This window comes from Kosakonia sp. (assembly GCF_032104925.1).
Lineage (GTDB): Bacteria > Pseudomonadota > Gammaproteobacteria > Enterobacterales > Enterobacteriaceae > Kosakonia.
In genome coordinates, this window is the sequence record NZ_DAMCGF010000008.1 from 29232 (window position 1) to 55213 (window position 25982).

Below are 25982 nucleotides of genomic sequence, written 5' to 3' on the forward strand. Positions count from 1 at the left end.
AGAATTGAAGGAAATAAAGTTGACGCCTTAAGACGATTAAGGTTTAATGCGCCCCGTTGCCCGGATAGCTCAGTCGGTAGAGCAGGGGATTGAAAATCCCCGTGTCCTTGGTTCGATTCCGAGTCCGGGCACCACTATTTAAAGAACCCGCCCAAAAGGCGGGTTTTTGCTTTTGGAGATATGGACTCTCCATCGAACTGCGTTCGATTATTCGCCGCAAGCGGCTCCCCCCTTCGGGGCCAGCGCGACAAGCGCGCTGTTCAACGCCTGACGGCGTTAGTCCGGGTCCAGGCACCATTATTTTAAAGAACTCGCCCAAAAGGCGGGTTTTTGTTTCGGAAATGCAGCCCCTTCATCAAACTACGTTCGATTATTCGCCGCGCATGTTCAGTAACCGACCCTGCACCATGCGGCTCTTCGCCACGCTGGAATGATTTTCAGCGCACCCGATCTTCCATTGCTCTCTCCTTTCCCGCCACATTGTTCTACTGGAAATCGCAGCACCTTGTTTTTCCATGCGATCGCGTCAATAGTGTCGTTTTTCCTGAAACGGATATTCCTATGGTTAAGAGCGTGAATCGCGCCTCGCTGTCTGCGGCGGCGCTGGTGCTGTTAGTGATCCTTATCTATACCGGCTGGTTTGCCAAAGACCGGGTGACCTGGCTGATGGAAGTGGTTCCGGTAATGGTTGTCGTGCCATTGTTGCTCGTCACCTGGCGCCGTTATCCGCTGACATCGCTGCTGTATGTGCTGATCTTTTTCCACGCCATTATTCTGATGGTCGGCGGCATGTATACCTACGCGAAAGTCCCGGTTGGTTTTGATGTGCAACATCTTTTGGGGCTGAGCCGTAACCCGTATGACAAACTCGGCCACTTCTTTCAGGGGCTGGTGCCGGCGCTTGCTGCCAGAGAAATACTGCTGCGCGGGCAATATGTGCGGGGCGGGAAGATGCTCGACTTTATCGTCTGCTGCATTGCGCTGGCGATTAGCGCCACCTATGAATTAATTGAATGGTGGGCGGCGCTGGCTATGGGCCAGGGCGCAGATGAGTTTCTCGGCACCCAGGGCGATCCGTGGGATACCCAGTCGGATATGTTCTGCGCCCTGCTTGGCGCGCTGACTACGGTGCTGGTTCTGGGGCGCTGGCACAAACGCCAGCTCAACGTGTAAGACAAAGCGCGGCGAAGACTGGAGCCAACGGTATTCGCCGCCTATACTCCGGAGATTCCCCCCAACGCCCACATACCTATGACCACGCAACTTCTCACTCGTGACTGGCGCTTACCCGCCGCCGTTGCCCTGCTGGCGGTGGTGCTGGCAGCGGCCTTCGTTTTACATGCGCACTGGGCGGCCTTTTTGCAATGGTGTCTGGCAACGCAAATCACCCTGCACCGCTATCTGGTGATGTATTTACTGCAACTGAACAACCACCAGTACAGCGGCGGCTTATGGCTGCTGACCGGCGCGTTCTTTTATGGCGTGCTGCACGCGATTGGCCCAGGCCACGGCAAATTCATCGTTACCACCTGGCTTAGCACTAACAACGAAAGCCAGATTGCGGCGCGCGTCGTTCCCGTGCTGGGCAGCCTGATGCAAGGCGTCAGCGCTATTCTGTTCGTCTTTATTCTGGCGGTCGGTTTCAACCTTGCCGCAGGCGATCTCAGTGAAAGCCGCTGGTACGTTGAGAAAATAAGCGCGGTGATGATTGGCGGTTTCGGTGCGTATGTCGTCTGGAATGCACTCAAAACCCTGCAGCCACGAAAACTGGCAATCCGCTCACTGGCTCCCGCACATCAGCACGACGATCATTGCGGCTGCGGCCATCACGGCGTTGGCATGAGCACGCAAGGCGACTGGAAAACGCGTCTTGGTGTGATCCTCGCTATTGGCGCACGCCCGTGCAGCGGTGCGATCATGATTTTGCTCTTCGCCAATGCGCTCGGCATCGTGAGTTGGGGCATTGCGGCGGTGATGACCATGGCGGTCGGCACGGCACTGTCGATCGCCGGATTGTCGCTGGCGGTGCGCTATGCGCGTAACAGCACGGCGGCGTTTTTTGGCGGTGAGGCAAGCACATTACACAAGTTCGTTCCGGTGCTGAAAATCGCCGGTGGCGTGGCGCTGATCCTGTTCGCGCTGGTGCTGTTTTTAACAGTTATTCCGGTGAGTGCAAACGGAGATTATATTGCGGCGGGATGCTAAAAATCCCGGATGACCGCGCCATCCGGGATTGGCATTACTCGTTGATTTTTGGATGTTGCTGCACAAGGCGCGCACGTTTTTCCTGCAACTGAGCGATCTCCTCATCGATATCTTCGATTTTCTGCTCAATATTATCGTGATGTTCCTGCAAGATTTCCCGCGCTTCCTGCAGATCCGACGCCGCCGGGGTCGCTCCTTTGAGCGGTAGATTCGCTGTCTCTTTCATCGTCAGGCCAGTAATCAGGCCAATCACCGCAACCACCATCAGGTAATAGGCAGGCATCAGCAGATTGGCTGAACTTTCCACCAGCCAGGCCGTCAGCGTCGGCGTCAGACCGGCAATCAGGATAGAGATGTTGAACGCGCTCGCCAGCGCGCTGTAGCGAATGTGCGTCGGGAACATCGCTGGCAACGTTGACGCCATCACGCCGGTAAAGCAGTTCAGCACCACCGCCAGCATCAGCAGACCCGCGAAGATCAGGCCAATAATGTTGCTGTTAATCATGATGAAGGCCGGGATCGCCAGCACAAACAGCGCAATGCTGCCCAGAATAACAAACGGACGGCGGCCAAAGCGGTCGCTCAACAGCCCCATTACCGGCTGCACAAACAGCATACCAATCATGATAGCAATGATGATCAGCACGCCGTGGTCTTCGGAATAGTGCAGGTTATGCGACAGGTAACTTGGCATATACGTCAACAGCATGTAGTAGGTCACGTTGGTGGAAATCACCAGACCAATACAGGCCAGTAGGCTGCGCCAGTGTTTGGTCGCAATCTCTTTAAATGAGACTTTAGGCCCATCCTGCAACCCCTGACGATCGCCCTGCTCCAGTTTGTCGACGTGCTGCTGGAAGGCAGGCGTCTCTTCCAGTGCGTGGCGCAGATAGAGACCGATTAACCCCAGCGGGAGCGCCAGGAAGAACGGGATACGCCAGCCCCAGTCGAGGAAGTTCTCCTCACCGACAATGGTAGAGAGCAGAACGACGACGCCCGCGCCGAGCACAAAACCGGCGATGGAACCAAAATCCAGCCAGCTGCCCATAAAGCCGCGTTTTCGGTCCGGCGAGTATTCGGCGACAAAGATGGATGCCCCGGTATATTCGCCGCCCACCGAAAAGCCCTGCGCCATCTTACACAGCAGCAGTAAAATCGGCGCCCAGATACCAATGGTGGCATACGACGGGATCAGACCAATACAGAAGGTACTGACGGACATGATCACTATCGTTATTGCGAGGATTTTTTGTCGGCCGTATTTATCGCCCAACATGCCGAAGAACAGGCCGCCTAACGGACGAATCAAGAACGGAACGGAGAACGTCCCGAGCGCGGCAATCATCTGCACGCTGGGGTTTGCATCGGGGAAGAACACCTTACCAAGGGCGTAGGCGACAAAGCCGTAAACGCCGAAATCAAACCACTCCATGGCGTTACCCAACGATGCGGCGGTAATCGCTTTACGCAATTTGCCATCATCGATAATGGTTACATCACGCAAGGTGATGGGTTTAATTTTTTTCCTTTTTAGCATGCATCTATTCCTCTTTAGACTTTCGCCCTGAACCGCCCGGCGTACTCTCCCTGCCGGGCGTTTTAAATGGCTTTTCAGCCTTCCTGTTCAAGCGTAGCAGGTTTACTTACACGGACTGTTTAAAGCCTGTACAACCGAACCTGTTGACGCCTGCCGGGCAATGAATGACCTTTTTACCCTAACAGGGTTTAAAAATGTGATCAAATTCACATAGTTTTACCACGCAATAATCCTCCTCATAGTTTTAACGCTTTTTCTCTCATCGGGAATAAGAAACATCTAATGCGCAGCAGGCTAAAAATATGCCGGTAATCACCTTGGTGATTATTATCTTCCTTGCCATCTCCCCCATATATTTCTTCACAACTCATTTACAGCAAAAATAAATAAACAAATATCAGATTATCTTTACGCAAAATATGTGATCGGCATAACTAAAACATTGTTTCATTCTTCTTGAATAGATATTCCATTGATCGGATGATAACGACATAACCCCGCAGAGTGGCGCAACACAGCGTCTTTAAATGCGGCGACCAGCGGCAATCGATAGCGAGTGCCCTGCCTGAGAAATTCTTTAATGAATTGAAAATATTCACTATTAATTTTTAGCTTTCCTCGTTCATGGCAATGACGAGCAGTGAGGATTTATTATGAAAATCAAGGCCACGATAGAACGCATTCCTGGCGGGATGATGCTGGTTCCGCTGCTGTTAGGCGCAATGTTGAATACGCTGGCACCGGATACCGGTGCTTATTTTGGCTCATTCACTAAAGGGATGATTACCGGCACAGTACCCATTCTTGCAGTGTGGTTTTTCTGTATTGGCGCATCCATTGATTTACGCGCTACCGGCACCGTTTTACGTAAATCCGGCACGCTGGTGCTGACAAAAATTGCCGTCGCCTGGGTAGTGGCGATGATCGCCGCATCGTTTATTCCGGACACCGGCATCCAGACCGGATTCTTTGCCGGGCTTTCCGTGCTGGCGCTGGTATCCGCCATGGATATGACCAACGGCGGTCTGTACGCGAGCCTGATGAACCAGTACGGCAGCAAAGAGGAGTCCGGCGCGTTTGTGTTGATGTCGCTGGAATCCGGCCCGTTGATGACCATGGTGATCCTCGGCTCCGCCGGTCTGGCCTCGTTTGAGCCGCACCACTTTGTCGGCGCCGTGCTGCCGTTCCTGATTGGTTTCGCGCTCGGTAACCTCGATCACGATTTGCGCGCTTTCTTCAGTAAAGCAACGCCGGTGCTGATCCCGTTCTTCGGCTTCGCGCTGGGTAACACCATCAACCTGAGCGTTATCATGCAAACCGGCCTGCTGGGCATCTTCCTCGGCGTTGCGGTGATTATCATCACCGGTATTCCGCTGATTATCGCCGACCGTGTAATCGGTGGCGGCAACGGAACGGCAGGTGTGGCAGCCTCTTCTGCGGCAGGCGCGGCGGTGGCGAACCCGGTGATTATCGCGCAGATTAACCCGGCATTTGAACCGGTTGCCGCATCCGCAACCGCGCTGGTCGCCGCAAGTGTGATAGTGACGGCCATTCTGGTGCCGATTATCACCGCGCTGTATGCGAAACGCTTCGGTCATGTGCCGCACGCGAAAGAGGAAGCAGAGAACCCGATCGAGTCGACAGGACACTAAACGTGCTCGATCAAAAAAGCCCCTGATGGGGCTTTTTTAATGCCAGTTGAAAAGCGCATCCGGCGGGCGTGATCCGCAAGAGTTGGCTTTGCCATGCTCGCGCGCATGACCGGGAGAAAATGCCCGTTGCGGGTTTTGATTACCCCTCTCACCGTTACTCACCGCTGTCTTTATATGAGGGATGTTTACGGGTATGAAAGCGGGTTACTCACCAAACACTTCGTCCACCATCGCCGTCGCGATGCGTGTCGCGGAACAGAGCCGCGGCATGCCGAGCGCCACCGTTTGCCAACTCTGGGTGACAGACCAGCAGATCGGATGGCGTTCAGCATCACACCAGTCGCCAAGCCAGCCGAGTAAATCTTTATAGTCCATCAATCCTGGTGTCGAAGGTGTCGCCAGCCATTGGTGGTAGAAATGTCGGGTTGCCGGCGAAGCATTAATCCCCTGCGCCAGAAAATCGGCAGCCATCGCGCGCAGATTATCTTTCAGCATCGTCGCCACACCTTCATTCGCCAGGCGGCAGGCATCTCCAAACGCCCCCCAGCGCAACTCTTCCAGCGCGATGTAGCAGCGTCCGGCCATCGACCAGCCGTTGTAATTCCCGGCACGCCAGTGGGCAAAAACTTGCTCGCTATGGTTGCCCGCCTGTACGGCCAGTCCGCGCTGGGTCAGCGCTTTCTCTTTCCACGCCGCACGTTGGCTGAAATGCTCAACCAGTTCGTCATATTGCTGCTGCACGCCAGGCGTCGCATTGGCAGGACGGCGCTCCGCTTGTTGCAATGCCGCCAGCCGCTCGGTAATGCGGGTTAATGCCAGATATCCCGGATCAAGCATGCTGGCCAGTTTTTCCGCCAGCCCCAGACGCAGCGCGTCGTTCTCATTTAATACGCCAGACATTGCCCACGGGCGCAGCTGCGTTTGCGCCATGATCTCCTGCGTCAGCCGCTCACGAAACAACTGCTGTTGAGGCACAATCGGCGTCTGGCGCGGCGCATCAACGCCCTGCACCAAATCCACGATAAATTTCGGGTGAATACACTCAAGTACGCGCCCCGGGCCGTCCAGTAGTCGATTTTTCATGGTAGATCTGCCGCGAAGAGGGTTTGTATATCATCGCGTAACAGGCGTGCGTCCTCATGGATCCAATTGGCCGTCCTGATGCTCTGCTGCAACTGCTGGCGCAACGCCAACACTGACGACTCGTTCTGCTGTCGTATCGCCAGGCTGTCACGCAAACTTTCCTGTAGTCCCGCGAGACTTAACGAGAACTCGGCAAAAAATGTCGCCATTCCCGCCGTAACAGAAACATCGACCTGCGCGCTTAAAGCTTTACGAATTTGTTCACAAAAATGAGCAACATGGTCGATGAGTTTCTTATTTAACGCCGTAAGGTCGATCACATAGCGGGTACGCGTGGCGACATAATCGTCCCAGCCCCAGTTGGGGTTGTTGAGCCAGCGCGACACGGTTTCCCGCATGCTGCCAGCGCGCGGCGCCTGCCCGGCAGGCAAATCTTGCGGCGCGATCACATTGGTAAACAACGAACGGGCGTTAAAGTTGAGCGCGCTTGCCTGGAACGCCGGGAAACTGATACGGGCGCGAAAACCAGCGTGCGTAAGTTCCTCTTTAATACGGGTTTCGATGGGGCGCATCGCATCGTTCAACGAGCGCGCCAGCGTATTTTCCAGTTCGTCGAAACGCTGTGCCAGCTCACGGCTGATGCGCTCCTGCGCCGCGACTAAAATCGTCTCGCACACCGAGCGGATTTTACTGAGCGCGACCTGCGCCTGGCCTTCATTTTCCAGCACCAGTTGCCCCGGCGCGAAATGTTCATCGAAACGCAGGTCGGCATGGCTTTCTCTGACCATTGTCATTAACTGACCATCATGGAACCAGGCATCAATGGCTTCGACAATTTCAAATTGTTGGCCATGAATATAGATTTCGGCTGCGGCGAGCGCCTCTTCCACTTCATGTTCAATTTCATCGCTAACGCCTTCCTGGCAGCTACGCAGCAGCGCCATGTCCTCTTCCAGCCGGGAGATGTTTTGCTCCAGCTTTTCATAGGCCACGGTTAATCCCTGATAGCGAAAATCAAGGTACTCGCGGGCGCTTTGGGTGTAGTTCAGCAGCTTATGCGACGCCGAACGCAGCGCATAAAGCGAGGCGTTCGCGTGTGCGGCATGCAGCAGTGTGCGAATCGGTTTTTCAAACAGCGAATCTTCCCACAGCAGATCGGCGGCATGGCGGATATGCTCAATATCCTCTAAATCGGCGTTGCGCCAGCGGCGTCCGAGCGCGGCTTCGGCAAAGTCCTGCACCCAGCGCTGCTCTTGCGGATCCGGCAAACGCCCCTGGTGCTGCAACTCATGGCGGGCGCGGTTCGCCAGATAGCCCCACATTGAAGAGACCGGGAAAATCTGGGTCGGGTTAATGTTTCCTTTCATTAACGTACCGGAAATCAGCGCCTTCACCTGATCTTCATCGTCGCTGTTGCGATCTTTTTGATCGAATTTATTCACCAGTGCGTACAGCGGCACCGAGCGGCCGACCGAGGAGATCGCGCGGCGCACTTCCTCATCAGAGATGGATTTAAGCTGTGTGTAGTCCATCACCGCCAGCACCGCCGAAGCGCGCGCCAGTTGCTCGCTGAGCATTTTTTGCAGATGTGGCTGCCCGGCTTCATTCGGCCCGGGGGTATCCAGCAGTGTCAGTTGGCCCAGTTGATTATCGAGCCCGGCCAGATGCACAAACTCCACCTCAATCACCGGAATGTGTTCAATCGCCGCATACGCGGAAAAGGGGAAGTCCACATCCAGCGCTTTGGAGAGGCGCACCAGATCATTGAGGCTTTTCAGGCAGTGGAAGATCGGCTGTGCGCCCAGATAGTGCTTATCAAAGGCATCGCCTTGCGCAATACGATCCAGCAGCGCGGCCATGTCTTTATCGATTTCAATTTTTTGCGCCAGCTTTTCACGGTTGTAATTAAAAAGCCGCGTCTGAAGCTGTTGCGCAAGCGCGTCGATAGGCCCGACGTGAGAAAAGTGCAGCACCGGCTCTTTTTGACCAGGTGTGTGGCGAATAAGGGTGGGCAGCGCAGTCATCGGCCGGTTGCGGTTGGGCAGCACTTCCGTGCCAACAATCGCGTTGATGGTGGTCGACTTTCCTGCCTTCATGGTACCGACAATCGCCAGCACCATTTCCAGCCGGGTAATTTTCCGTAATTCGTTATGCAGCGTCGCCTGCTGCGCTTCAACGCCGCGCGCGCTGAAATGCAACGGCAAAACATTGGCGTTTTCCGCCTTACCGGTGGCGTTCGTCTCATCAAACGTCGCCGTCGGTATTTTTTTTAAAGCCTGGAGATTGTGCAAGGAAAGTTGCAACAATCTTTCTGCTTCCTGGCTTAATTCAAAAATTGTTTGTGTGTGCATGTCAAAAGTCTTTCCTTAACGCAAATTTTCTTACTTTTATTTAGCCGGAATGTTTTATTAGTGAAGTTTCGGCTTTTATAATTACGTGTGGAAAATATCTTCGAAAAGATAAACGCCTGATGATACTCAGGAAAATATATATTTTTTTTCTCAAAAAATGACAGCGGCGCAACTCCGGTGATAAAAACCAGAGAGTTTGAGCTTAGCTCATTTTCAGGAACAACCAGGATATATCATCATTTATTTACCCACCCAATTTGAGAGGTAATAACCACCATTGCTGGCAGCGTAGCAGGCATGACAGTTCGGGTTCGAATTACACCAGATACTACACGCCACCTTATATGAATTAGTAAATGCTGGCAATTTCCACCAGAAAATAATCTAAATAACTGGTGTAAGAATTTACTCATCATGTTTCTGGGATAAGCATCGCTTAACCGAATGACAGGTTGTGTCACTACTTTCATCTTTTTATGTTTTTTCTGAAAAAAATAATAACAACGGCAACTGTACGGTTTTGCTGTATAATCGCAGCCTTTCTGGCGCTGAGCCTTTGTGCGGTTTATCCCGCTCTGTATGTACTTTTGAGGAACTCCCTATGCAACTCCCCCACTGCCCAAAATGTAATTCCGAATACACCTATGAAGATAATGGCATGTTCATTTGCCCGGAATGCGCCCACGAGTGGAACGATGCGGAACCTGCTCACGATGCAGATGAATTAATCGTCAAAGATGCTAACGGCAATCTTTTAGCCGATGGTGATACCGTCACCGTAATTAAAGACTTGAAAGTAAAAGGCAGTTCTTCAATGTTGAAGATTGGCACCCGGGTAAAAAATATTCGTCTGGTGGAAGGCGATCATAATATCGATTGTAAAATCGACGGTTTTGGTCCAATGAAACTCAAATCTGAATTTGTTAAAAAGAATTGATGTTTTGACGGGAAGCATTCGCTTCCCGTCTGGTTTACTTTTTCCCGCGGCGACTACACTTTATGGCAGATTTCGTTACCCGAGGTAATGATTATGCCGCTCAGTCCCTACATCTCTTTTTCTGGCCAGTGCCAGCAGGCCATCGAGTTTTACCAACAGGCACTCCATGCCGAATTAACCTACAAGATAACATTTGGTGAAATGCCTAAATCTCCGCAAGAGAGCAATAGCGATGAAAGCTGCGCTGCGGGTCAGGCTTTCGCCGATAACGATATTGCCCATGCGAATTTACGCATTGCCGGTAGCGAAATCATGATGAGCGACGGCAGGCAAAACAGCGGGGATTACAGCGGTTTTACCTTAAGTCTCGCCACACAGAATGTCGATCAAGGCAAAGCCTGGTTCGACGCGCTTGCCGCCGACGGGCGCGTCACCATGCCGTGGCAGGAGACATTCTGGGCGCACGGTTTTGGCATGGTGACTGATAAATTCGGCATTCCCTGGATGGTGAATGTCGCCAAAGCACCGCCCGCCGCTTAATCTCTTCATTTAACTTGATATCTTTAATGAAAAAGGAGCCAGCGGCTCCTTTTTCATTTTCATACCGCCATACGGCTTCTCCCCGTTTGCCAAGATTCATCCCGGCGCAATCACCGCATAACCAAAATGCAACATTTGCACTTCACGATAAGACCACTTTTTACCTGGCCCGCGGAGCTACTATGAGCATGCACTTGTCCAGACATCCGACCAGCTACCCCACGCGCTATCAGGAAATCGCCGCAAGGTTAGAGCAGGAACTGCGCAGCAACTATCGCTGCGGTGACTGGCTGCCTGCAGAACAACAACTGGCCACGCGCTTTGAGGTTAACCGCCACACACTGCGCCGCGCGATCGATCAACTGGTGGAAAAAGGCTGGGTACAGCGCCGCCAGGGCGTTGGCGTGATGGTGCTAATGCGCCCGTTCGACTACCCCCTCAATGCACAGGCGCGCTTTAGCCAAAACCTGCTCGATCAAGGCAGCCATCCCACCAGCGAACGTCTGCTGGCGGTGCTGCGTCCGGCGTCGCAACACGTCGCCGATGCATTAGGCATCCAGGAGGGCGACAACGTGATTCACCTGCGCACTCGCCGTCGGGTGAATGGCGTGGCGCTGTGCCTTATCGATCACTATTTCTCCGATCTGCAGTTATGGCCGCTGCTGCAACAATTTGACAGCGGTTCGCTGCATGACTTTTTACGTGAACAGGCAGGGGTCAGCCTGAAACGCACCCAGACGCGCATCAGCGCCCGTCGCGCACAAGTTAAAGAGAGCCGCTGGCTGGAGATACCCAATATGGCGCCGCTGCTCTGCGTGCGCACCCTCAACCATCGTGAAGGCGAGGTCAACGCCACGGAATACTCCGTCAGCCTGACGCGCGCCGACATGATCGAATTCACCATGGAGCACTGAATGCATTTTGATACGCCAACCCGACAGCGCTGGATGGCCGCACTCGCGCACGCCACGCCGGAGATGCTGCGCGGCCGAATGCGCACGCTCGGACTCGCCCCGGAATATGAACAGGTGCGCGCCCCGCAGACAGGCCTGGTGCAGATCCAGGCACGCATGGGCGCGACCGGCGATCGTTTCTTTCCCGGCGATGCAACATTAACGCGCGCGGTTATTCGCCTGGAATGCGGCACGCTCGGTTTCAGCTGGGTGCTCGGGCGCGATAAAGGCCACGCCGAACGTTGCGCCGTGTGTGATGCGCTGTTGCAGGACCCTTCCTATTTCCAGACGTTGATGGAAACCCTTATTACCCCGCTGGAAGCGGACCGCGCCGCGCGACTTACTGCGCGTCAGGCCGAAATCAACGCCAGCCGGGTCGACTTCTTTACGCTGGTTCGCGGAGATAACGCATGACCTTACAACCCGCTTTCGCGTCGGCGGTTCACGATGCCCAACACTGTTTTCGCCGTCTGTTAAAAGCCATGAGCGAGCCGGGTGTGATTGTCTCGCTGCCGCAGTTAAAACATGGCTGGCCGCCGCTCAACCCGGCCACCACCAGCGTATTGCTGACGCTTGCCGATAACGACACACCGATTTGGCTTTCCGCCGCCGTGGATAACGACCTCGTGCGTCAGAACCTGCGCTTTCACACCAACGCGCCGCTGGTCGATCAACCGCAACACTCGCTGTTCGCCATTGCCGATCACACCCTCAGCGCCGAGCAACTGAGCGCCCTGCCAGGCGGCACGGATATCAGCCCGGAAAGCAGCGCGACCCTGATTTTACAGCTCCCGGCACTGAGCGGCGGGCGCATGCTGCGCCTGACCGGGCCGGGCATTCTGGAAGAACGCATGGTTGCCCCGCAGTTGCCGGAGTGCATTACCGATGAGTTTACCGACCGCCCGCACTCGTTTCCGACAGGCATCGACGTGATCCTGACCTGCGGCGAACGCGCGCTGGCGATACCGAGAACCACGCTGGTGGAGGTGTACTGATGTACGTTGCTGTCAAGGGGGGCGAAAAGGCCATCGCCGCAGCCCACGCACTGCAGGAGCATAAACGCCGTGGCGACGCGGAGCTTTCGGAGCTGAGCGTTGCACAAATCGCCGACCAGTTGCACCTCGCGGTCGACCGCGTGATGACCGAAGGCGGCATTGCCGATCGGAAACTGGCGGCGCTGGCGTTAAAACAGGCGAGCGGCGATAACGTCGAAGCCATTTTTCTGCTGCGCGCTTACCGCACCACGCTGCCGCGCCTGGCGGTGAGCGAACCCATCGACAGCGCGAAAATGCGTTTAGAACGCCGTATCTCAGCGGTTTACAAAGATATTCCCGGCGGCCAGTTGCTTGGCCCCACGCACGATTACACCCACCGCCTGCTCGATTTCACCCTGCTCGCCGAAGGCGAAACGCCGACGCTCACCACGCGCGAAGCGCAGCAGGACGCCGCCCCGCACGTTTTCAGTTTGCTGGTCAACGAAGGGCTGGCAAAAGCCGAAGAAGATAGCGGCGCAACCCCGGACGACATTACCCGTAATCCCCCGGTTTACCCCTGTTCACGCGCTTCACGTTTGCAGCAACTGGCGCGCGGCGATGAGGGTTACTTGCTGGCGCTCGCCTACTCCACTCAGCGCGGTTACGGGCGCAATCACCCGTTCGCCGGTGAGATCCGCAGCGGGTATATCGATGTGGAAATTGTGCCGGAAGAGCTGGGTTTTGCGGTCAACATCGGCGAACTGCTGGTAACCGAATGCGAAATGGTCAATGGCTTTGTCGCACCGCATGATGAGCCGCCACACTTTACCCGCGGCTACGGGCTGGTGTTCGGCATGAGCGAACGCAAAGCGATGGCGATGGCGTTGGTCGACCGCGCCCTGCAAGCCGCCGACTACGGCGAGCCGATTAAAAGCCCGGCGCAGGACGAAGAGTTTGTGCTGGCGCACGCGGATAACGTCGAAGCCGCAGGTTTTGTCTCGCATCTGAAACTCCCCCACTACGTTGATTTCCAGGCCGAACTGGATTTGCTCAGACAGCTGCAACAGGAGAAACATCGTGGCTAACGCGCTAACCGGTTACAACTTTGCTTTCCTTGATGAGCAAACCAAACGCATGATCCGCCGCGCGCTGCTGAAAGCAGTGGCGATCCCCGGTTATCAGGTGCCGTTTGGCGGGCGCGAAATGCCAATGCCCTACGGCTGGGGCACCGGCGGCATCCAGATCACCGCCAGCGTGATCGGCGAAGATGACGTGCTGAAAGTGATCGACCAGGGCGCGGACGATACCACCAACGCCGTCTCCATCCGCCAGTTCTTTACCCGCGTTACCGGCGTGGAAACCACCGAACGCACCGCCGACGCCACGCTGATTCAGACGCGTCATCGCATTCCCGAAACGCCGCTCAAAGAAGATCAAATTCTGATTTACCAGGTGCCGATCCCGGAACCGCTGCGCTTTATCGAGCCGCGCGAGACGGAAACCCGCACCATGCACGCGCTGGAAGAGTACGGCGTGATGCAGGTGAAGTTGTACGAAGATATTGCCCGTTTTGGCAACTTCACTACCCGCTACGCATGGCCGGTAAAAGTGAACGCCCGCTACGTGATGGACCCGTCGCCAATCCCGGCGTTCGATAACCCGAAAATGCACATGATGCCCGCCCTGCAACTGTTTGGCGCCGGGCGTGAAAAACGCATCTACGCCGTGCCGCCCTATACGCAGGTGGTGAGCCTCGATTTTGAGGATTACCCCTTCGCGCCGCAAAAGTGGGATCAGCCGTGTGCCATTTGTGGTTCCACCCATAGTTACCTGGATGAAGTGGTGCTGGATGATACCGGCACGCGCATGTTCGTCTGCTCCGACACCGATTTCTGCCGCCAACAGAGCGAGGCTTTACGCAAATGACCCAACCGCTGCTTTCGGTGACTCACCTTTCCCATCTTTATGCGCCAGGCAAGGGCTTTCAGGACGTCTCTTTCGATTTGTGGCCGGGCGAAGTGCTGGGCATTGTCGGTGAATCTGGCTCTGGCAAAACCACGCTGCTGAATGCCATTTCGGCGCGCCTGGTGCCTCAGCACGGCACCATTACGTACCAGGCGCGCGACCTCTACGCGATGAGCGAAGCCGAACGCCGTCGCCTGCTGCGCACCGAGTGGGGCGTGGTCCATCAGCATCCGCTCGATGGTCTGCGCCGCCAGGTTTCCGCTGGCGGCAATATCGGCGAACGTCTGATGGCAACCGGGGCGCGGCATTACGGCGATATCCGTGCCCGCGCTGAGCAGTGGCTCAGCGATGTCGAGATCCCGCCGTCACGCATCGACGATTTGCCTACCACTTTTTCCGGCGGCATGCAGCAACGTCTGCAAATTGCCCGTAACCTGGTCACCCGCCCGAAACTGGTGTTTATGGATGAGCCTACAGGCGGGCTGGATGTTTCCGTACAGGCGCGTTTGCTCGACCTGCTGCGCGGCCTGGTGGTGGAGATGAACCTTGCCGTGGTGATGGTGACCCATGATTTGGGCGTTGCGCGGCTGCTGGCGAACCGCTTGCTGGTGATGAAACAAGGTCAGGTGGTGGAAAGTGGGTTAACCGATCGGGTGCTCGACGATCCGCACCACCCTTACACCCAATTGCTGGTCTCCTCGGTATTGCAAAATTAAGGAGTGGATGATGACTGTTTTGCGTGTGGAAAATGTCAGCAAGACCTTCGTTCTGCATCACCAAAACGGCGTGCGCCTGCCGGTGCTGCGCGAAACATCGCTCAGTGTCGGGGCCGGTGAATGTGTGGTGCTGCATGGCCATTCCGGCAGCGGGAAATCGACCCTGCTGCGTTCGCTGTACGCCAACTACCTGCCCGACGCCGGACATATTCATGTCAAACACGGCGATGAATGGGTGGATCTGGTGCAGGCTCCGGCGCGTAAAGTGCTGGAAGTGCGCCGCCACACCATCGGCTGGGTGAGCCAGTTTTTACGCGTTATCCCCCGCGTTAGCGCGCTGGATGTGGTAATGCAACCGCTGCTGGAACAGGGCATTGCCCGCGAACAGTGCGCGCAAAAAGCGGGTGAACTGCTCACCCGGCTGAATGTGCCGGAACGCTTGTGGCATCTCGCTCCCGCCACCTTTTCCGGCGGTGAACAGCAGCGCGTTAATATCGCGCGCGGGTTTATTGTCGACTACCCGATTTTGCTGCTCGATGAACCTACCGCTTCGCTGGATGAGAAAAACAGCGCCGCTGTCGTTGAACTGATCGCGCAGGCGAAAGCGCGCGGCGCAGCGATTGTCGGCATCTTTCACGATGGCGCCGTGCGCGAACATGTCGCCGACCGCCTCTACCCGATGGGGATCTCCGCATGATAATCAACAATGTAAAACTGATCCTCGAAGATGAGGTGATCAGCGGCTCGCTGGAAGTTCGTGACGGCGTAATTCGTGCTTTTGCCGAAACCCAAAGCCGCCAGCCCGGCGCGCATGATGGCGACGGCGGCTGGCTGATGCCTGGGCTTATTGAACTGCATACGGATAACCTGGATAAGTTCTTCACCCCGCGGCCGAAAGTGGACTGGCCCGCCCATTCCGCGATGAGCAGCCACGACGCGCTGATGGTCGCCAGCGGGATAACAACGGTGCTGGACGCGGTAGCGATTGGCGATGTGCGCGATGGCGGCGACCGGCTGGAGAATCTGGAAAAGATGATCAACGCCGTGGAAGATTCGCAAAAGCGCGGGTTGAACCGCGCCGAGCACCGCCTGCATCTACGCTGCGAACTGCCGCATCACACCACTCTGCCGCTGTTTGAAAAACTGGTTAGCCGCGAGCCGGTCGCGCTGGTGTCGCTGATGGATCATTCGCCAGGACAGCGCCAGTACGCCAGCTATGAGAAGTATCGTGAATATTATCAGGGTAAATATCACCTCACCGATGAGCAGATGGATCAGTTCGAGCAGGAGCAACTGGCGCTCGCCGCACAGTGGTCGCAGCCCAACCGGTTAGCCATCGCCGCGATATGCAATGCGCGTAATCTGCCGCTAGCCAGCCACGATGACGCAACGCGCGAGCATGTTGTCGAATCGCACCAGCTCGGCAGCGTGATTGCTGAATTCCCGACCACTTTCGCGGCGGCGGAAGCCTCGCGAGACCATGGATTAAGCGTGCTGATGGGCGCGCCCAATATCGTGCGCGGCGGTTCCCACTCCGGCAACGTGGCGGCACATAAGCTGGCGCAACTTGGCATGCTGGATATTTTGTCATCCGACTACTACCCCGCCAGCCTGCTGGATGCGGTGTTTCGCGTAGCCAGCGATGAAGAGAATGATTTCAGCCTGGAGAAAGCGGTTCACCTGGTGACCAAAAACCCGGCACAGGCGCTGAATCTTAACGATCGCGGCGTGATCGCCGAAGGGAAGCGGGCGGATCTGGTGCTGGCGCACCACAAAGGCGACCACGTACGCATTGATCATGTCTGGCGCGAGGGGAAAAGGGTGTTCTGATGGGCAGACTGATCTGGTTAATGGGGCCGTCCGGCGCGGGCAAAGACTCGCTACTGGCGGCGCTGCGCCAGCGAGAGCATCCGCAATTACTGGTCGCGCACCGCTACATTACCCGCCCGGCCAGCGCCGGGAGCGAAAACCATATCGCGTTGAGTGAAAAAGAGTTTTTCACCCGTGCCGAGCAGCATCTGTTTACGCTGAGCTGGCATGCCAACGACTTTTATTACGGCATTGGCGCAGAGATAGACCTCTGGCTGCAGGCCGGGTTTGATGTGGTGGTAAACGGTTCGCGCGGGCATCTGCAACAGGCGCAAGCGCAATATGGCGACACGCTGATGCCGGTGTACGTGCAGGTAGCGCCCGGCATTTTGCGCCAACGCCTGGAAAAACGCGGGCGGGAGAGCCCCGCAGAGATTGAAGCGCGGCTGGAGCGCGCGGCGCGTTACCAGCCAGGCAATTGCCTGACGCTGAATAACGATGGCAGTTTGCTACAGTCAGTAGAAGGACTGGTCATGCTGATTCGTGCGCAACAAGGGAAAAGCGCGTAATGATGTCGGCGTAGCGTTGCTGCGCCGGTTACGTTGACTCAACCGTTAAAGCGAGGCGCTATGAGCCTGACAATCACCCTCACCGGCACCGGCGGCGCACAACTGGTGCCGGTTTTTGGTTGCGACTGTGCAGCCTGCCGCCGTGCCCGTCAGAATGAAACCCATCGCCGTAAACCCTGTAGCGCCGTGGTGAAGTTTAACGACGCAGTGACCTTACTCGACGCCGGTATCCCCGATCTGATGGATACCTTTCCCGCCGGTCACTTTCAGCAGTTCCTGCTTACTCACTATCACATGGATCATGTGCAAGGGCTGTTTCCGTTGCGCTGGGGCGTGGGCGAGAAAATCCCGGTCTATGGCCCACCGGATGAACAGGGTTGCGACGATCTGTTTAAGCACCCCGGCCTGCTTGATTTCAGCCATACCGTTGAACCGTTTGTGGTGTTTGACCTGCAAGGTTTACAGGTGACGCCACTGCCGCTGAACCATTCGAAACTCACCTTTGGCTATTTGTTCGAATCGGCGCACAGCCGGGTGGCATGGCTGTCTGATACCGCCGGGTTACCGGACAAGACGTTAAAGTTTCTGCTCAATAATCATCCACAAGTGGTGGTGATAGATTGTTCTTATGAACCGCGTGCGCAAACGCCGAAAAATCACAGCGATTTGAACACGGTTATCGCCCTGAATGAGGTGATTGGCTGTCCAAGAGTTATCCTAACGCATATCAGTCATGTCTTTGATCAATGGATGATGAAAAACCCGCTGCCGACGGGGGTTGAAGCAGGGTATGATGGCATGCGGATTGTGCTGGATTAGACCGCATAATACCGATATATTCGTCGCATCTTTTCCGGTGGAAGCGGAATAAGCAGACGCAGCCTGTAAAGAGGTCGTTTGAGGGATTAAGCGTACAGACTCGAAGCAAAAAAAAGTTGTTGCGCATAACGCAACGGGGTCTTACTTACCCGCGTGTGACCTGGCAGTTATTAGCACATCGCGGCTTTGACAGAGTATTGAGCTTGCCATGAATGTGCTTTTTATTTGTAGCCGAAACCAGTGGCGCAGCCCCACGGCTGAGCAGGTTTTTCGCCGCTACCCGGGGCTAAATGCCCGTTCCGCTGGCACGCAGCGCCAGGCGAGAAAAACCGTCTCCCCCGCCATTCTCTCCTGGGCGGATGTTATCTGCGTCATGGAAGAACATCACAAGAGCCGGATTCTGGAAGACTTCAGCCGCCTGGTGCAGCATAAACCGGTTTACGTGCTGGATATTCCTGACCATTACCACTTTATGGATCCGCAACTGATCGCGTTGCTGGAAGATGTTGTTCCGGCGCGTTTAGGTTTGCGCATCCCTGCGTAGCCGCGTTAGCGATAATCATCGTCTTCCAGCCTGCGCTGTTCATCTTCCAGCTGGCGCCGCTCGCGATCTAGCTGGCGCTGGCGGTCATCCAGTTGACGACGCCGATCCTCAAGCTGCTGATAACGGTCGTCGTACTGCCTGCGCTGATCGCGGCTTTGGTAGTCGTCATCGCGCCTGTCATCGCGGCTATCTGTGTTATACGCCTCGCCAATCGCCCGCTGGATATTACCAATCGCATCATCAATCACATCCGCGTGGGCAACCTGACCACTGAGTAAGAGAGCGCCGAGCACCAGCGCGTTCGCGTAACGTTTCATAAAGGCCAGCCTCAAATAGGGACGAGGCTTACGTTAATTCAGCCACGCGCGCGCCGGGTAGCGGAGGAATCTCAAATCCACTACGCCGCAATACGCCGCAACGCCTGGGCGAGTTGTAGGCGGGTAAACGGTTTGCGCAACAGCTCAACATCCGGCAGCGCAGGGTTATGCGCCGGACGCAGATCTTGGCCGCTTATCAGCAACAGCGGCAGTTGCGGATAGTGCTGACGCGCAAGGTTAATCACTTCCGCCCCGCTTAACGTACCGGGCAACATCAGGTCACTAATCAGCGCGCCAATCTCCGGCGATGCGCTCAGTAGTTGCAACGCCTGCTCGCCGCTTTCGGCCTCCAGCGTTAGATACCCCAGCTCATGCAGCTGTTCACACAGCGTCTGGCGCACATCCGCTTCATCTTCCAGCACCAGAATCAGCGTGTCGCGGGTATCACGCGTTTGCGCCAAATCGGGTTCGGGATGATTGACCACCTGCACCGCCGCGCGTGGCAGTTGCAAACGCACCGTGGTGCCCTGCCCTAGCGCGCTTTCGATCTCTACTCGCCCACCGGACTGACGGACAAAACCGTAAACCATCGACAGCCCTAACCCACTGCCGCTGCCGGTCTGCTTGGTAGTGAAGAACGGTTCAAATACCTGTGCTTTGACCTCTTGCGACATCCCGCAGCCGTGATCCACCACTTCCAGCGCCACCATATCCTGCTTGCGCCCGTCGCTGCGGGTCACGCGCTGGTTCCAGGTGCGCACTTTGATAACGCCGCTCTCTCCTTCCATGGCATCGCGGGCGTTCATCACCAGGTTAATGATGGCGTTTTCCAGTTGCCCGACATCGATCCACGCGGGCCACGCCGGGTTCTGCGCCTCAATCTCCAGCGTCAACGTCGCCGGCAGGGAATGGCGCATCAGCTCGCCGAGGTTTTCCAGCAGCGGCTGCATCTCTACCGCGTGCGGATGCAGCGACTGTTTACGTGAAAACGCCAGCAGGCGCTGCGTGAGTAACGCCCCGCGCTCGGCGGCTTTCAGCGCCCGCGAAATACGCGGCGCATCCGGCGAACCGGGCGCGACCAGTTCGAGGCTTCCGATGATCACCGCCAGCAGGTTGTTAAAGTCGTGCGCCAGCCCACCGGTCAGTTGTCCGACCGCTTTCATCTTCTGGCTGTGCAGCAATGCGGCTTCCAGCCCTTTACGTTCGGTTCGGTCCAGCACCACGTTAACCATCCCGCGCCCTGGCACCGGGCTGAAGCGCAGCTCAATGGTACGGTCATCCGCCAGCCGCAATTCTTGCGGTTTTGGCAGCACCCGGGCGAGATTCTCCTGCACATGGTTGGGTAAATCACTCACCTGGTGCAGCAAACGCTGGTAATGCTGGCCGCGCTGAAGCGCATCGGCGGTTAACCCCAGCAGCAGCGGATATTGCGGGTTCCACACGACCAGACAGCCCTGGTTATCAAACAGGGCAAAGCCGTCGCGCATGGCGTGAAACGTGGTTTCCAGTTGCGTACTTTTCTCTTTCAGTAGCTTTGAGGTGTGCTCCAGCGAGGCGGTGTTGCGCGCAAAGACGTTAAACGCCCGCGCCAGTTCGCCCAGCTCATCACGCCGCTGCAAACCCGGTACGGAAACGTCCTTTTCACCGTGCGCCAGCCGCGACATCGCGCGCGAAATCGCGGTTAAATTAGACCCCAGGTTACGGTAGATATACCAACCGGCAAAGCCAGTGATCACCAGCGCCAGCAGGGCGAAAACGCTGATAAACGCAATGATGGATCGCATCTCCTGATGGCTCTGGGTGGTGCGCAGCTCAGAGGCGTTCGCCACTTCCGAGACATACTGGTTAATGTCGCTGTTGAGCAGCGCCACCAGCGCTTTGATGTGAAACATCGACCAGCTAATCGCCAGATCGCTCTCTTCCAGTTGCAGCGACAGCGGCTCCAGTTTGCGCAACTCGGCACTGAAATCGGGCAGGATAAACGCCACCGTTGGGCTGGCGCTTTGCAGCGGTAATGTCGCCATCACTTCAGACAGTTGCTTGACGGTCGGGCGCGGGGAAGGCGTTTGAATAGCGGCGATGATGAGCCGGTCCATCTCTTCCAGCAGGCGGCTGTCGGGGATATTTCCCCCTTCCCGCGTATTTATCTCCTGTAAATGACGCAAATAACTTTGGCTCTGGTAGAGCGAGCTGAGCAGCGCATTACGCTCCAGGTGGCGGCGCTGTCCGCGTTGCAGCATCTCGGTGACGCTTTGCTGCAACTCATGACTGCGCCGTGTGATCTGCGCCACCAGTTGCGGCTCCAGTTGCGCAAGCGGCGCGTTCGCCAGCTGGTTTAGCGAGTGTTGTAGCGCACTTTGCGTTGCTTTCAGCCGCTCGGCTTCACCTTTGTACTCCAGCGCGCCGACCACCTGCGATAAACGCACCGCCGCCGTGGCAACGTTGGCGGTATCGCGCGCCAGGTTCATGCTGCCGGTCATATCGTCCAGCGTTTGCTGTTGCACCTGTTCCTGGATCTGGCTGGCATGGCGAAAGCCAAGTACCGCCACGCCGCACACCATTAAGGTCACTGCCACCACTAACACATTAAAAAACAGCAGCCGCCCACGGGCGCTGGAAAAGAACGGATTCGCGCGATACGGCATAGTGGCTCCATAAGAGGCTCAACGCGGGTATGGGCGTCACTATGACAAATATGAACAGCTTCTGACATTGTGCATTTACGAACGTGTGATGAAGTGCGGATATCGTCCTTCCGAGGAGCCTGACATGAGCACAACGCCCGTTCTGGAGATGCGCAATATTGCCAAAGCGTTTGGCAAATTTTACGCGCTCAAAGGGGTGGACCTGACGGTCTGGCCCGGCGAGATCCACGCGCTAATGGGGGAAAACGGCGCGGGGAAAAGTACGTTAATGAAAATTCTTGCCGGGGCGTACAGCGCCACCAGCGGCGAGATCCTGATTGACGGCCAGCCTTACAGTATCAAAGGCCCGAAAGATGCGCTGGCGGCGGGCATCACCTTGATTTACCAGGAGATGCAGCTCGCACCCAATCTTACCGTCGCTGAAAACATCTTTCTCGGCAGCGAAATAGCCCGTGGCGGGCTGGTGCAGCGCAAAGAGATGGCCGCGCAAGCCCAGGCGGTAATCGATCGCCTTGGCGCCAATTTCAAAGCCACCGACCGGGTGATGACGTTAACCATCGCCGAACAACAGCAGGTGGAGATCGCCCGCGCATTGCACCGCAACAGCCGCATTCTGGTAATGGACGAACCCACCGCCGCCCTCTCCTCGCGTGAAACTCACCGCCTGTTTGAACTGATCCTGCGCCTGCGCGATCAAGGCATGGCGATTATCTACATCAGCCACCGCATGGCGGAAGTGTATGAGCTTTCCGATCGCGTCAGCGTGCTGCGCGACGGGCAATACGTCGGCAGCCTGACCCGCGACAAACTGAACGCCTCCGAGCTGGTGCGCATGATGGTCGGGCGACCACTCAGCGATCTGTTTAACAAAGAGCGCGATATTCCGCTCGGCAGCCCACGTCTGAGCATTCACCACCTGACGGATAACGAAAAGATCCAGCCGGTTAGCTTGCATGTCCGCGCCGGGGAGATCGTCGGTCTCGCCGGGCTGGTTGGTGCGGGGCGATCGGAACTGGCGCAGTTGATCTTCGGCGTGCGTAAAGCTACCGGCGGCATGATCGAAGTGGATGGCGAACCGGTGGTGATCCACTCCCCGCGCGCCGCCATTGATTTGGGCATCGGTTTTTTGACCGAAAACCGCAAAGAGCAAGGGCTGTTTCTCGAACTGGCGGCGCAGGAGAACATCACCATGGCGACGCTTGAGCGCGACGCCGCCTGGGGAATGCTCGATCGCAAAAAAGCGCAGTCGATCTCCGATGATGCCATCAAGCTGCTCAATATCCGCGTACCGCACGCGCAAGTACGGGCGGGCGGGCTTTCCGGCGGCAATCAACAGAAACTGCTGATCTCGCGCTGGGTGGCGATTGGCCCCCGCATTTTGATCCTCGACGAGCCAACGCGCGGCGTCGATGTCGGCGCGAAAAGCGAGATCTACCGGATCATGAACCAGATGGCGCGCAAAGGCGTGGCGATCCTGATGATCTCCAGTGAGTTACCGGAAGTGGTCGGCATGAGCGATCGCGTGTATGTGATGCGCGAAGGCGAGATTGCCGGTGAGTTACTCAACGGCGACATCACCCAGGAAAACATCATGACGCTGGCGACCGGCGTTAACGAATCCCTACATCCGGCGGTACACCATGACTGATTACAAAGAAAATACAGCCACCGAGGTCGCCAAATCGGCCTCCGCCAAAAAAATGTTAATGGGCGATCTGATGCAAACGGTCGGCATTCTGCCGATTTTGATCCTCATCGTCGCCGTGTTTGGCTTTATCGCGCCGAACTTCTTTACCGAAAGCAATTTGCTGAATATCACCCGCCAGGCGTCGATCAACATCGTGCTGGCAGCAGGGATGACCTTCATCATTCTGACCGGCGGCATCGACCTGTCTGTCGGGTCGATCCTTGGTACTACAGCAGTGGCAGCAATGGTGGTGTCGTTGACACCGGAGCTCGCCATGCTGTCGGTGCCGGCGGCGCTGATGCTTGGCCTGGTGCTGGGGCTGTTTAACGGTGCGCTGGTGGCGTTCGCCGGGTTGCCGCCGTTTATCGTCACGCTCGGCACTTACACCGCGCTGCGCGGTGCGGCCTATCTGCTGGCTGACGGCACCACAGTGATTAACTCCGACATCAGTTTTGAGTGGATCGGCAATAACTATCTTGGCCCGGTGCCGTGGCTGGTGGTGATCGCGCTGGCGGTGATTGTGGTGTGCTGGTTTATCCTGCGCCGCACCACGCTTGGCGTACATATTTACGCGGTGGGCGGCAATATGCAGGCCGCACGCCTGACCGGCATCAAAGTGTGGCTGGTGTTGCTGTTCGTCTATGGCATGAGCGGGTTGCTTTCCGGTCTTGGCGGGGTGATGAGCGCCTCGCGCTTATACAGCGCCAACGGCAACCTCGGCATGGGCTATGAGCTGGACGCCATCGCGGCGGTGATCCTCGGCGGTACCAGCTTTGTCGGCGGCATTGGCACCATCACCGGTACGCTGGTGGGGGCGCTGATTATCGCCACCTTAAACAATGGGATGACGCTGATGGGCGTCTCCTACTTCTGGCAATTGGTGATCAAAGGGGCGGTGATCATCATAGCGGTGCTGATCGACAAATACCGTACCCGGCATCATCAGGCAGCATAACAATACCCTACAAAACAGTAACATAAGCGAGGATTACAGCATGCGTCTTAAACCTCTTGTCACTGCGCTCTGCGCGGGTGCTCTGCTGGGCAGCGCCCCGTTCGCGCAGGCCAAAGAACTGAAGTCCATCGGCGTGACGGTGGGCGATCTGGCCAACCCCTTCTTCGTGCAAATCACCAAGGGAGCGGAGCTGGAAGCGCGCAAACTGGCGGGCGATAAGGTCAAAGTGACGCTGGTTTCCAGCGGCTACGATCTCGGTCAGCAAGTGGCGCAGATTGACAACTTTATCGCCGCCAAAGTCGACATGATCATCCTCAACGCCGCAGATTCCAAAGGCATCGGCCCGGCGGTGAAACGGGCGAAAGACGCCGGGATCGTCGTCGTGGCGGTTGACGTGGCGGCGGAAGGCGCTGACGCCACCATCACTTCCGATAACACCCAGGCGGGTGAAATGGCGTGTAAATACATCACCGATCGTCTGAAAGGCAAAGGCAATGTGGTGATCATCAACGGGCCGCCGGTTTCCGCCGTACAGAACCGTGTCGAAGGTTGCCAGACCGAGTTTAAACGCCACCCGGACATCAAGGTGCTTTCCGATAACCAGAACGCCAAAGGCAGCCGTGAAGGCGGGCTGGAAGTGATGACCTCACTGCTTGCCGCTAACCCGAAAATCGACGGCGTGTTTGCGATTAACGATCCGACGGCGATCGGTGCCGATCTGGCTGCTAAACAGGCGCAACGCAACGAGTTCTTTATTGTTGGCGTCGACGGCAGCCCGGACGGTGAAGAGGCGCTGAAACGTAAGAACTCGCTGTTTGTCGCCACCCCGGCGCAGGATCCCCAAGTGATGGCCGCCCGCGCGGTGGAAATTGGTTATGACATCCTGCAAGGCAAACCCGCGCCGAAAGCGCCGGTGCTGATCCCGGTGACCATGATCGATAAACAGAATGTCGGCAGTTACAAAGGCTGGACGGTGAAATAACGGTTTATCCCTCTCCCGCAAGGGAGAGGGAGTGCCAACACAGGGGATACCATGAAACGCTCCGCCATTAATGAGATTCTCGGCCATACACGACAGTTCTTCTCGATGCACGATGTGCATCTGCCTCCTTTTGCCAGTTTTCCACCAACCAAATGGCAACAGCTGGACAGAGAGGCCTGGCGCGAAGTGTTCGATCTGAAGTTAGGCTGGGATGTCACCGCCTTCGGCAGTTCGAATTTCTACGCCCAGGGGCTGACGCTGTTTACGCTGCGCAACGGCTCGCCCAACGGCGCGCCCTATGAAAAATGTTATGCGGAAAAGATCATGCATGTGCGCGACGCACAGGTGACACCGATGCATTTTCACTGGCGCAAGCGCGAGGACATCATTAATCGCGGCGGCGGTAATTTAATTATTGAACTGTGGAACGCCGGAGCGAATGACGAGACGCTCAACACCGACGTTACCGTGGTCATTGATGGCTGCATTCAGACACACGCGGCGGGCAGTCAGCTGCGCCTCTCACCAGGGGAAAGTATTTGCCTGCCACCGGGGCTGTATCACAGCTTCTGGGGCGAACCCGGCTTCGGCGATGTGCTGGTCGGGGAAGTGTCGTCGGTAAACGATGACGAGCATGACAACCACTTCCTGAATGCCATGGATCGCTACAACAACATTCTGGAAGACGAACCGGCGCTGCTGGTGCTGTGCAACGAGTATCATCTGTTTCTGAGCTAAAGGA

General features: G+C 56.5%; 25 protein-coding genes and 1 tRNA gene. 21 read left to right on the forward strand and 5 right to left on the reverse strand.

What is annotated here, in order from left to right; translation table 11 throughout:
- Positions 1–58 precede the first annotated feature (58 nt).
- The 3 genes from RT644_RS16425 (at position 59) to RT644_RS16435 (ending at position 2205) form a co-directional block, all read left to right on the forward strand.
- A tRNA-Phe gene (locus tag RT644_RS16425) sits at positions 59–134 on the forward strand.
- A 427-nt stretch (positions 135–561) separates the two neighbouring features.
- Positions 562–1173 carry a DUF2238 domain-containing protein gene (locus RT644_RS16430; RefSeq protein ID WP_020456199.1) on the forward strand — a complete coding sequence of 204 codons (612 nt, stop codon included), beginning with the start codon at positions 562–564 and terminating at the stop codon, positions 1171–1173.
- Between the two features lie 78 nt (positions 1174–1251).
- The gene (locus RT644_RS16435) at positions 1252–2205 is read left to right on the forward strand and encodes a nickel/cobalt transporter (RefSeq protein ID WP_313627300.1); all 954 of its coding nucleotides are present in this window, start codon (positions 1252–1254) and stop codon (positions 2203–2205) included.
- Positions 2206–2239: 34 nt separating this feature from the next.
- Here RT644_RS16435 and proP read toward each other — a convergent pair whose 3' ends face one another.
- Entirely contained in the window at positions 2240–3742 is a 1503-nt protein-coding gene (proP, locus tag RT644_RS16440; RefSeq protein ID WP_020456197.1) for a glycine betaine/L-proline transporter ProP, read from the reverse strand.
- Positions 3743–4395: 653 nt separating this feature from the next.
- Between proP and kdgT the strand changes: the two genes are divergently transcribed.
- Positions 4396–5394: a 2-keto-3-deoxygluconate transporter gene (kdgT, locus tag RT644_RS16445; protein WP_020456196.1), complete on the forward strand. Its 999-nt coding sequence runs from the start codon at positions 4396–4398 to the stop codon at positions 5392–5394.
- A 204-nt stretch (positions 5395–5598) separates the two neighbouring features.
- Here kdgT and RT644_RS16450 read toward each other — a convergent pair whose 3' ends face one another.
- Positions 5599–6477 carry a diguanylate cyclase regulator RdcB family protein gene (locus RT644_RS16450; protein WP_020456195.1) on the reverse strand — a complete coding sequence of 293 codons (879 nt, stop codon included), beginning with the start codon at positions 6475–6477 and terminating at the stop codon, positions 5599–5601.
- On the reverse strand, positions 6474–8828 hold the full coding sequence (gene crfC / locus RT644_RS16455; protein ID WP_313627301.1) for a clamp-binding protein CrfC: 2355 nt from the start codon (positions 8826–8828) through the stop codon (positions 6474–6476). Before crfC ends, RT644_RS16450 begins: the two co-directional genes overlap by 4 nt.
- Positions 8829–9429: 601 nt before the next feature.
- Here crfC and RT644_RS16460 point away from each other — a divergent pair.
- The 13 genes from RT644_RS16460 (at position 9430) to RT644_RS16520 (ending at position 18654) form a co-directional block, all read left to right on the forward strand.
- A complete protein-coding gene (locus RT644_RS16460) occupies positions 9430–9765 on the forward strand; it encodes a zinc ribbon domain-containing protein YjdM (RefSeq protein ID WP_045511864.1) in 336 nt (111 codons plus the stop codon).
- 93 nt (positions 9766–9858) lie between these two features.
- On the forward strand, positions 9859–10305 hold the full coding sequence (yjdN, locus tag RT644_RS16465; protein ID WP_313627302.1) for a VOC family metalloprotein YjdN: 447 nt from the start codon (positions 9859–9861) through the stop codon (positions 10303–10305).
- Between the two features lie 188 nt (positions 10306–10493).
- Positions 10494–11219, forward strand: a complete 726-nt coding sequence (phnF, locus tag RT644_RS16470; RefSeq protein ID WP_044489777.1) for a phosphonate metabolism transcriptional regulator PhnF — start codon at positions 10494–10496, stop codon at positions 11217–11219.
- On the forward strand, positions 11220–11672 hold the full coding sequence (gene phnG / locus RT644_RS16475) for a phosphonate C-P lyase system protein PhnG (protein WP_045511862.1): 453 nt from the start codon (positions 11220–11222) through the stop codon (positions 11670–11672).
- Complete coding sequence (phnH, locus tag RT644_RS16480) at positions 11669–12253, forward strand: phosphonate C-P lyase system protein PhnH (RefSeq protein ID WP_045511859.1); 585 nt, start codon at positions 11669–11671, stop codon at positions 12251–12253. Before phnG ends, phnH begins: the two co-directional genes overlap by 4 nt.
- Positions 12253–13317: a carbon-phosphorus lyase complex subunit PhnI gene (locus tag RT644_RS16485; RefSeq protein WP_313627303.1), complete on the forward strand. Its 1065-nt coding sequence runs from the start codon at positions 12253–12255 to the stop codon at positions 13315–13317. Before phnH ends, RT644_RS16485 begins: the two co-directional genes overlap by 1 nt.
- Complete coding sequence (locus tag RT644_RS16490) at positions 13310–14158, forward strand: alpha-D-ribose 1-methylphosphonate 5-phosphate C-P-lyase PhnJ (protein WP_020456187.1); 849 nt, start codon at positions 13310–13312, stop codon at positions 14156–14158. The genes RT644_RS16485 and RT644_RS16490 overlap by 8 nt, the downstream gene beginning before the upstream one ends.
- Positions 14155–14913 (forward strand): phosphonate C-P lyase system protein PhnK, encoded by a 759-nt coding sequence (phnK, locus tag RT644_RS16495; RefSeq protein ID WP_020456186.1) that lies wholly within the window; start codon positions 14155–14157, stop codon positions 14911–14913. Before RT644_RS16490 ends, phnK begins: the two co-directional genes overlap by 4 nt.
- 10 nt (positions 14914–14923) lie before the next feature.
- The gene (gene phnL / locus RT644_RS16500; RefSeq protein WP_020456185.1) at positions 14924–15610 is read left to right on the forward strand and encodes a phosphonate C-P lyase system protein PhnL; all 687 of its coding nucleotides are present in this window, start codon (positions 14924–14926) and stop codon (positions 15608–15610) included.
- Positions 15607–16743, forward strand: a complete 1137-nt coding sequence (gene phnM, locus RT644_RS16505) for an alpha-D-ribose 1-methylphosphonate 5-triphosphate diphosphatase (RefSeq protein ID WP_313627304.1) — start codon at positions 15607–15609, stop codon at positions 16741–16743. Before phnL ends, phnM begins: the two co-directional genes overlap by 4 nt.
- Complete coding sequence (gene phnN, locus RT644_RS16510; protein WP_313627352.1) at positions 16740–17291, forward strand: ribose 1,5-bisphosphokinase; 552 nt, start codon at positions 16740–16742, stop codon at positions 17289–17291. The genes phnM and phnN overlap by 4 nt, the downstream gene beginning before the upstream one ends.
- A 60-nt stretch (positions 17292–17351) precedes the next feature.
- A complete protein-coding gene (gene phnP, locus RT644_RS16515; RefSeq protein ID WP_020456182.1) occupies positions 17352–18110 on the forward strand; it encodes a phosphonate metabolism protein PhnP in 759 nt (252 codons plus the stop codon).
- Positions 18111–18318: 208 nt separating this feature from the next.
- Complete coding sequence (locus RT644_RS16520) at positions 18319–18654, forward strand: low molecular weight protein tyrosine phosphatase family protein (RefSeq protein ID WP_020456181.1); 336 nt, start codon at positions 18319–18321, stop codon at positions 18652–18654.
- A 5-nt stretch (positions 18655–18659) separates the two neighbouring features.
- On the opposite strand, the gene yjdP is transcribed toward RT644_RS16520, so the two are convergent.
- Positions 18660–18971, reverse strand: coding sequence for a DDRRRQL repeat protein YjdP (gene yjdP, locus RT644_RS16525; RefSeq protein ID WP_020456180.1), 312 nt, complete (start codon positions 18969–18971; stop codon positions 18660–18662).
- An 80-nt stretch (positions 18972–19051) separates the two neighbouring features.
- Positions 19052–21616 carry an ATP-binding protein gene (locus tag RT644_RS16530; protein ID WP_313627305.1) on the reverse strand — a complete coding sequence of 855 codons (2565 nt, stop codon included), beginning with the start codon at positions 21614–21616 and terminating at the stop codon, positions 19052–19054.
- Positions 21617–21740: 124 nt separating this feature from the next.
- On the opposite strand from RT644_RS16530, the gene RT644_RS16535 reads away from it, so the two are divergent.
- The 4 genes from RT644_RS16535 to RT644_RS16550 are packed head-to-tail and all read left to right on the forward strand — an operon-like array spanning position 21741 to position 25978.
- A complete protein-coding gene (locus RT644_RS16535; RefSeq protein ID WP_020456178.1) occupies positions 21741–23264 on the forward strand; it encodes a sugar ABC transporter ATP-binding protein in 1524 nt (507 codons plus the stop codon).
- Positions 23257–24258 (forward strand): ABC transporter permease subunit, encoded by a 1002-nt coding sequence (locus RT644_RS16540; RefSeq protein ID WP_020456177.1) that lies wholly within the window; start codon positions 23257–23259, stop codon positions 24256–24258. Before RT644_RS16535 ends, RT644_RS16540 begins: the two co-directional genes overlap by 8 nt.
- Positions 24259–24298: 40 nt before the next feature.
- Complete coding sequence (locus RT644_RS16545) at positions 24299–25240, forward strand: ABC transporter substrate-binding protein (RefSeq protein WP_313627306.1); 942 nt, start codon at positions 24299–24301, stop codon at positions 25238–25240.
- 51 nt (positions 25241–25291) lie between these two features.
- Positions 25292–25978, forward strand: coding sequence for a D-lyxose/D-mannose family sugar isomerase (locus RT644_RS16550; protein ID WP_045511839.1), 687 nt, complete (start codon positions 25292–25294; stop codon positions 25976–25978).
- The last annotated feature ends 4 nt before the right edge of the window (positions 25979–25982 follow it).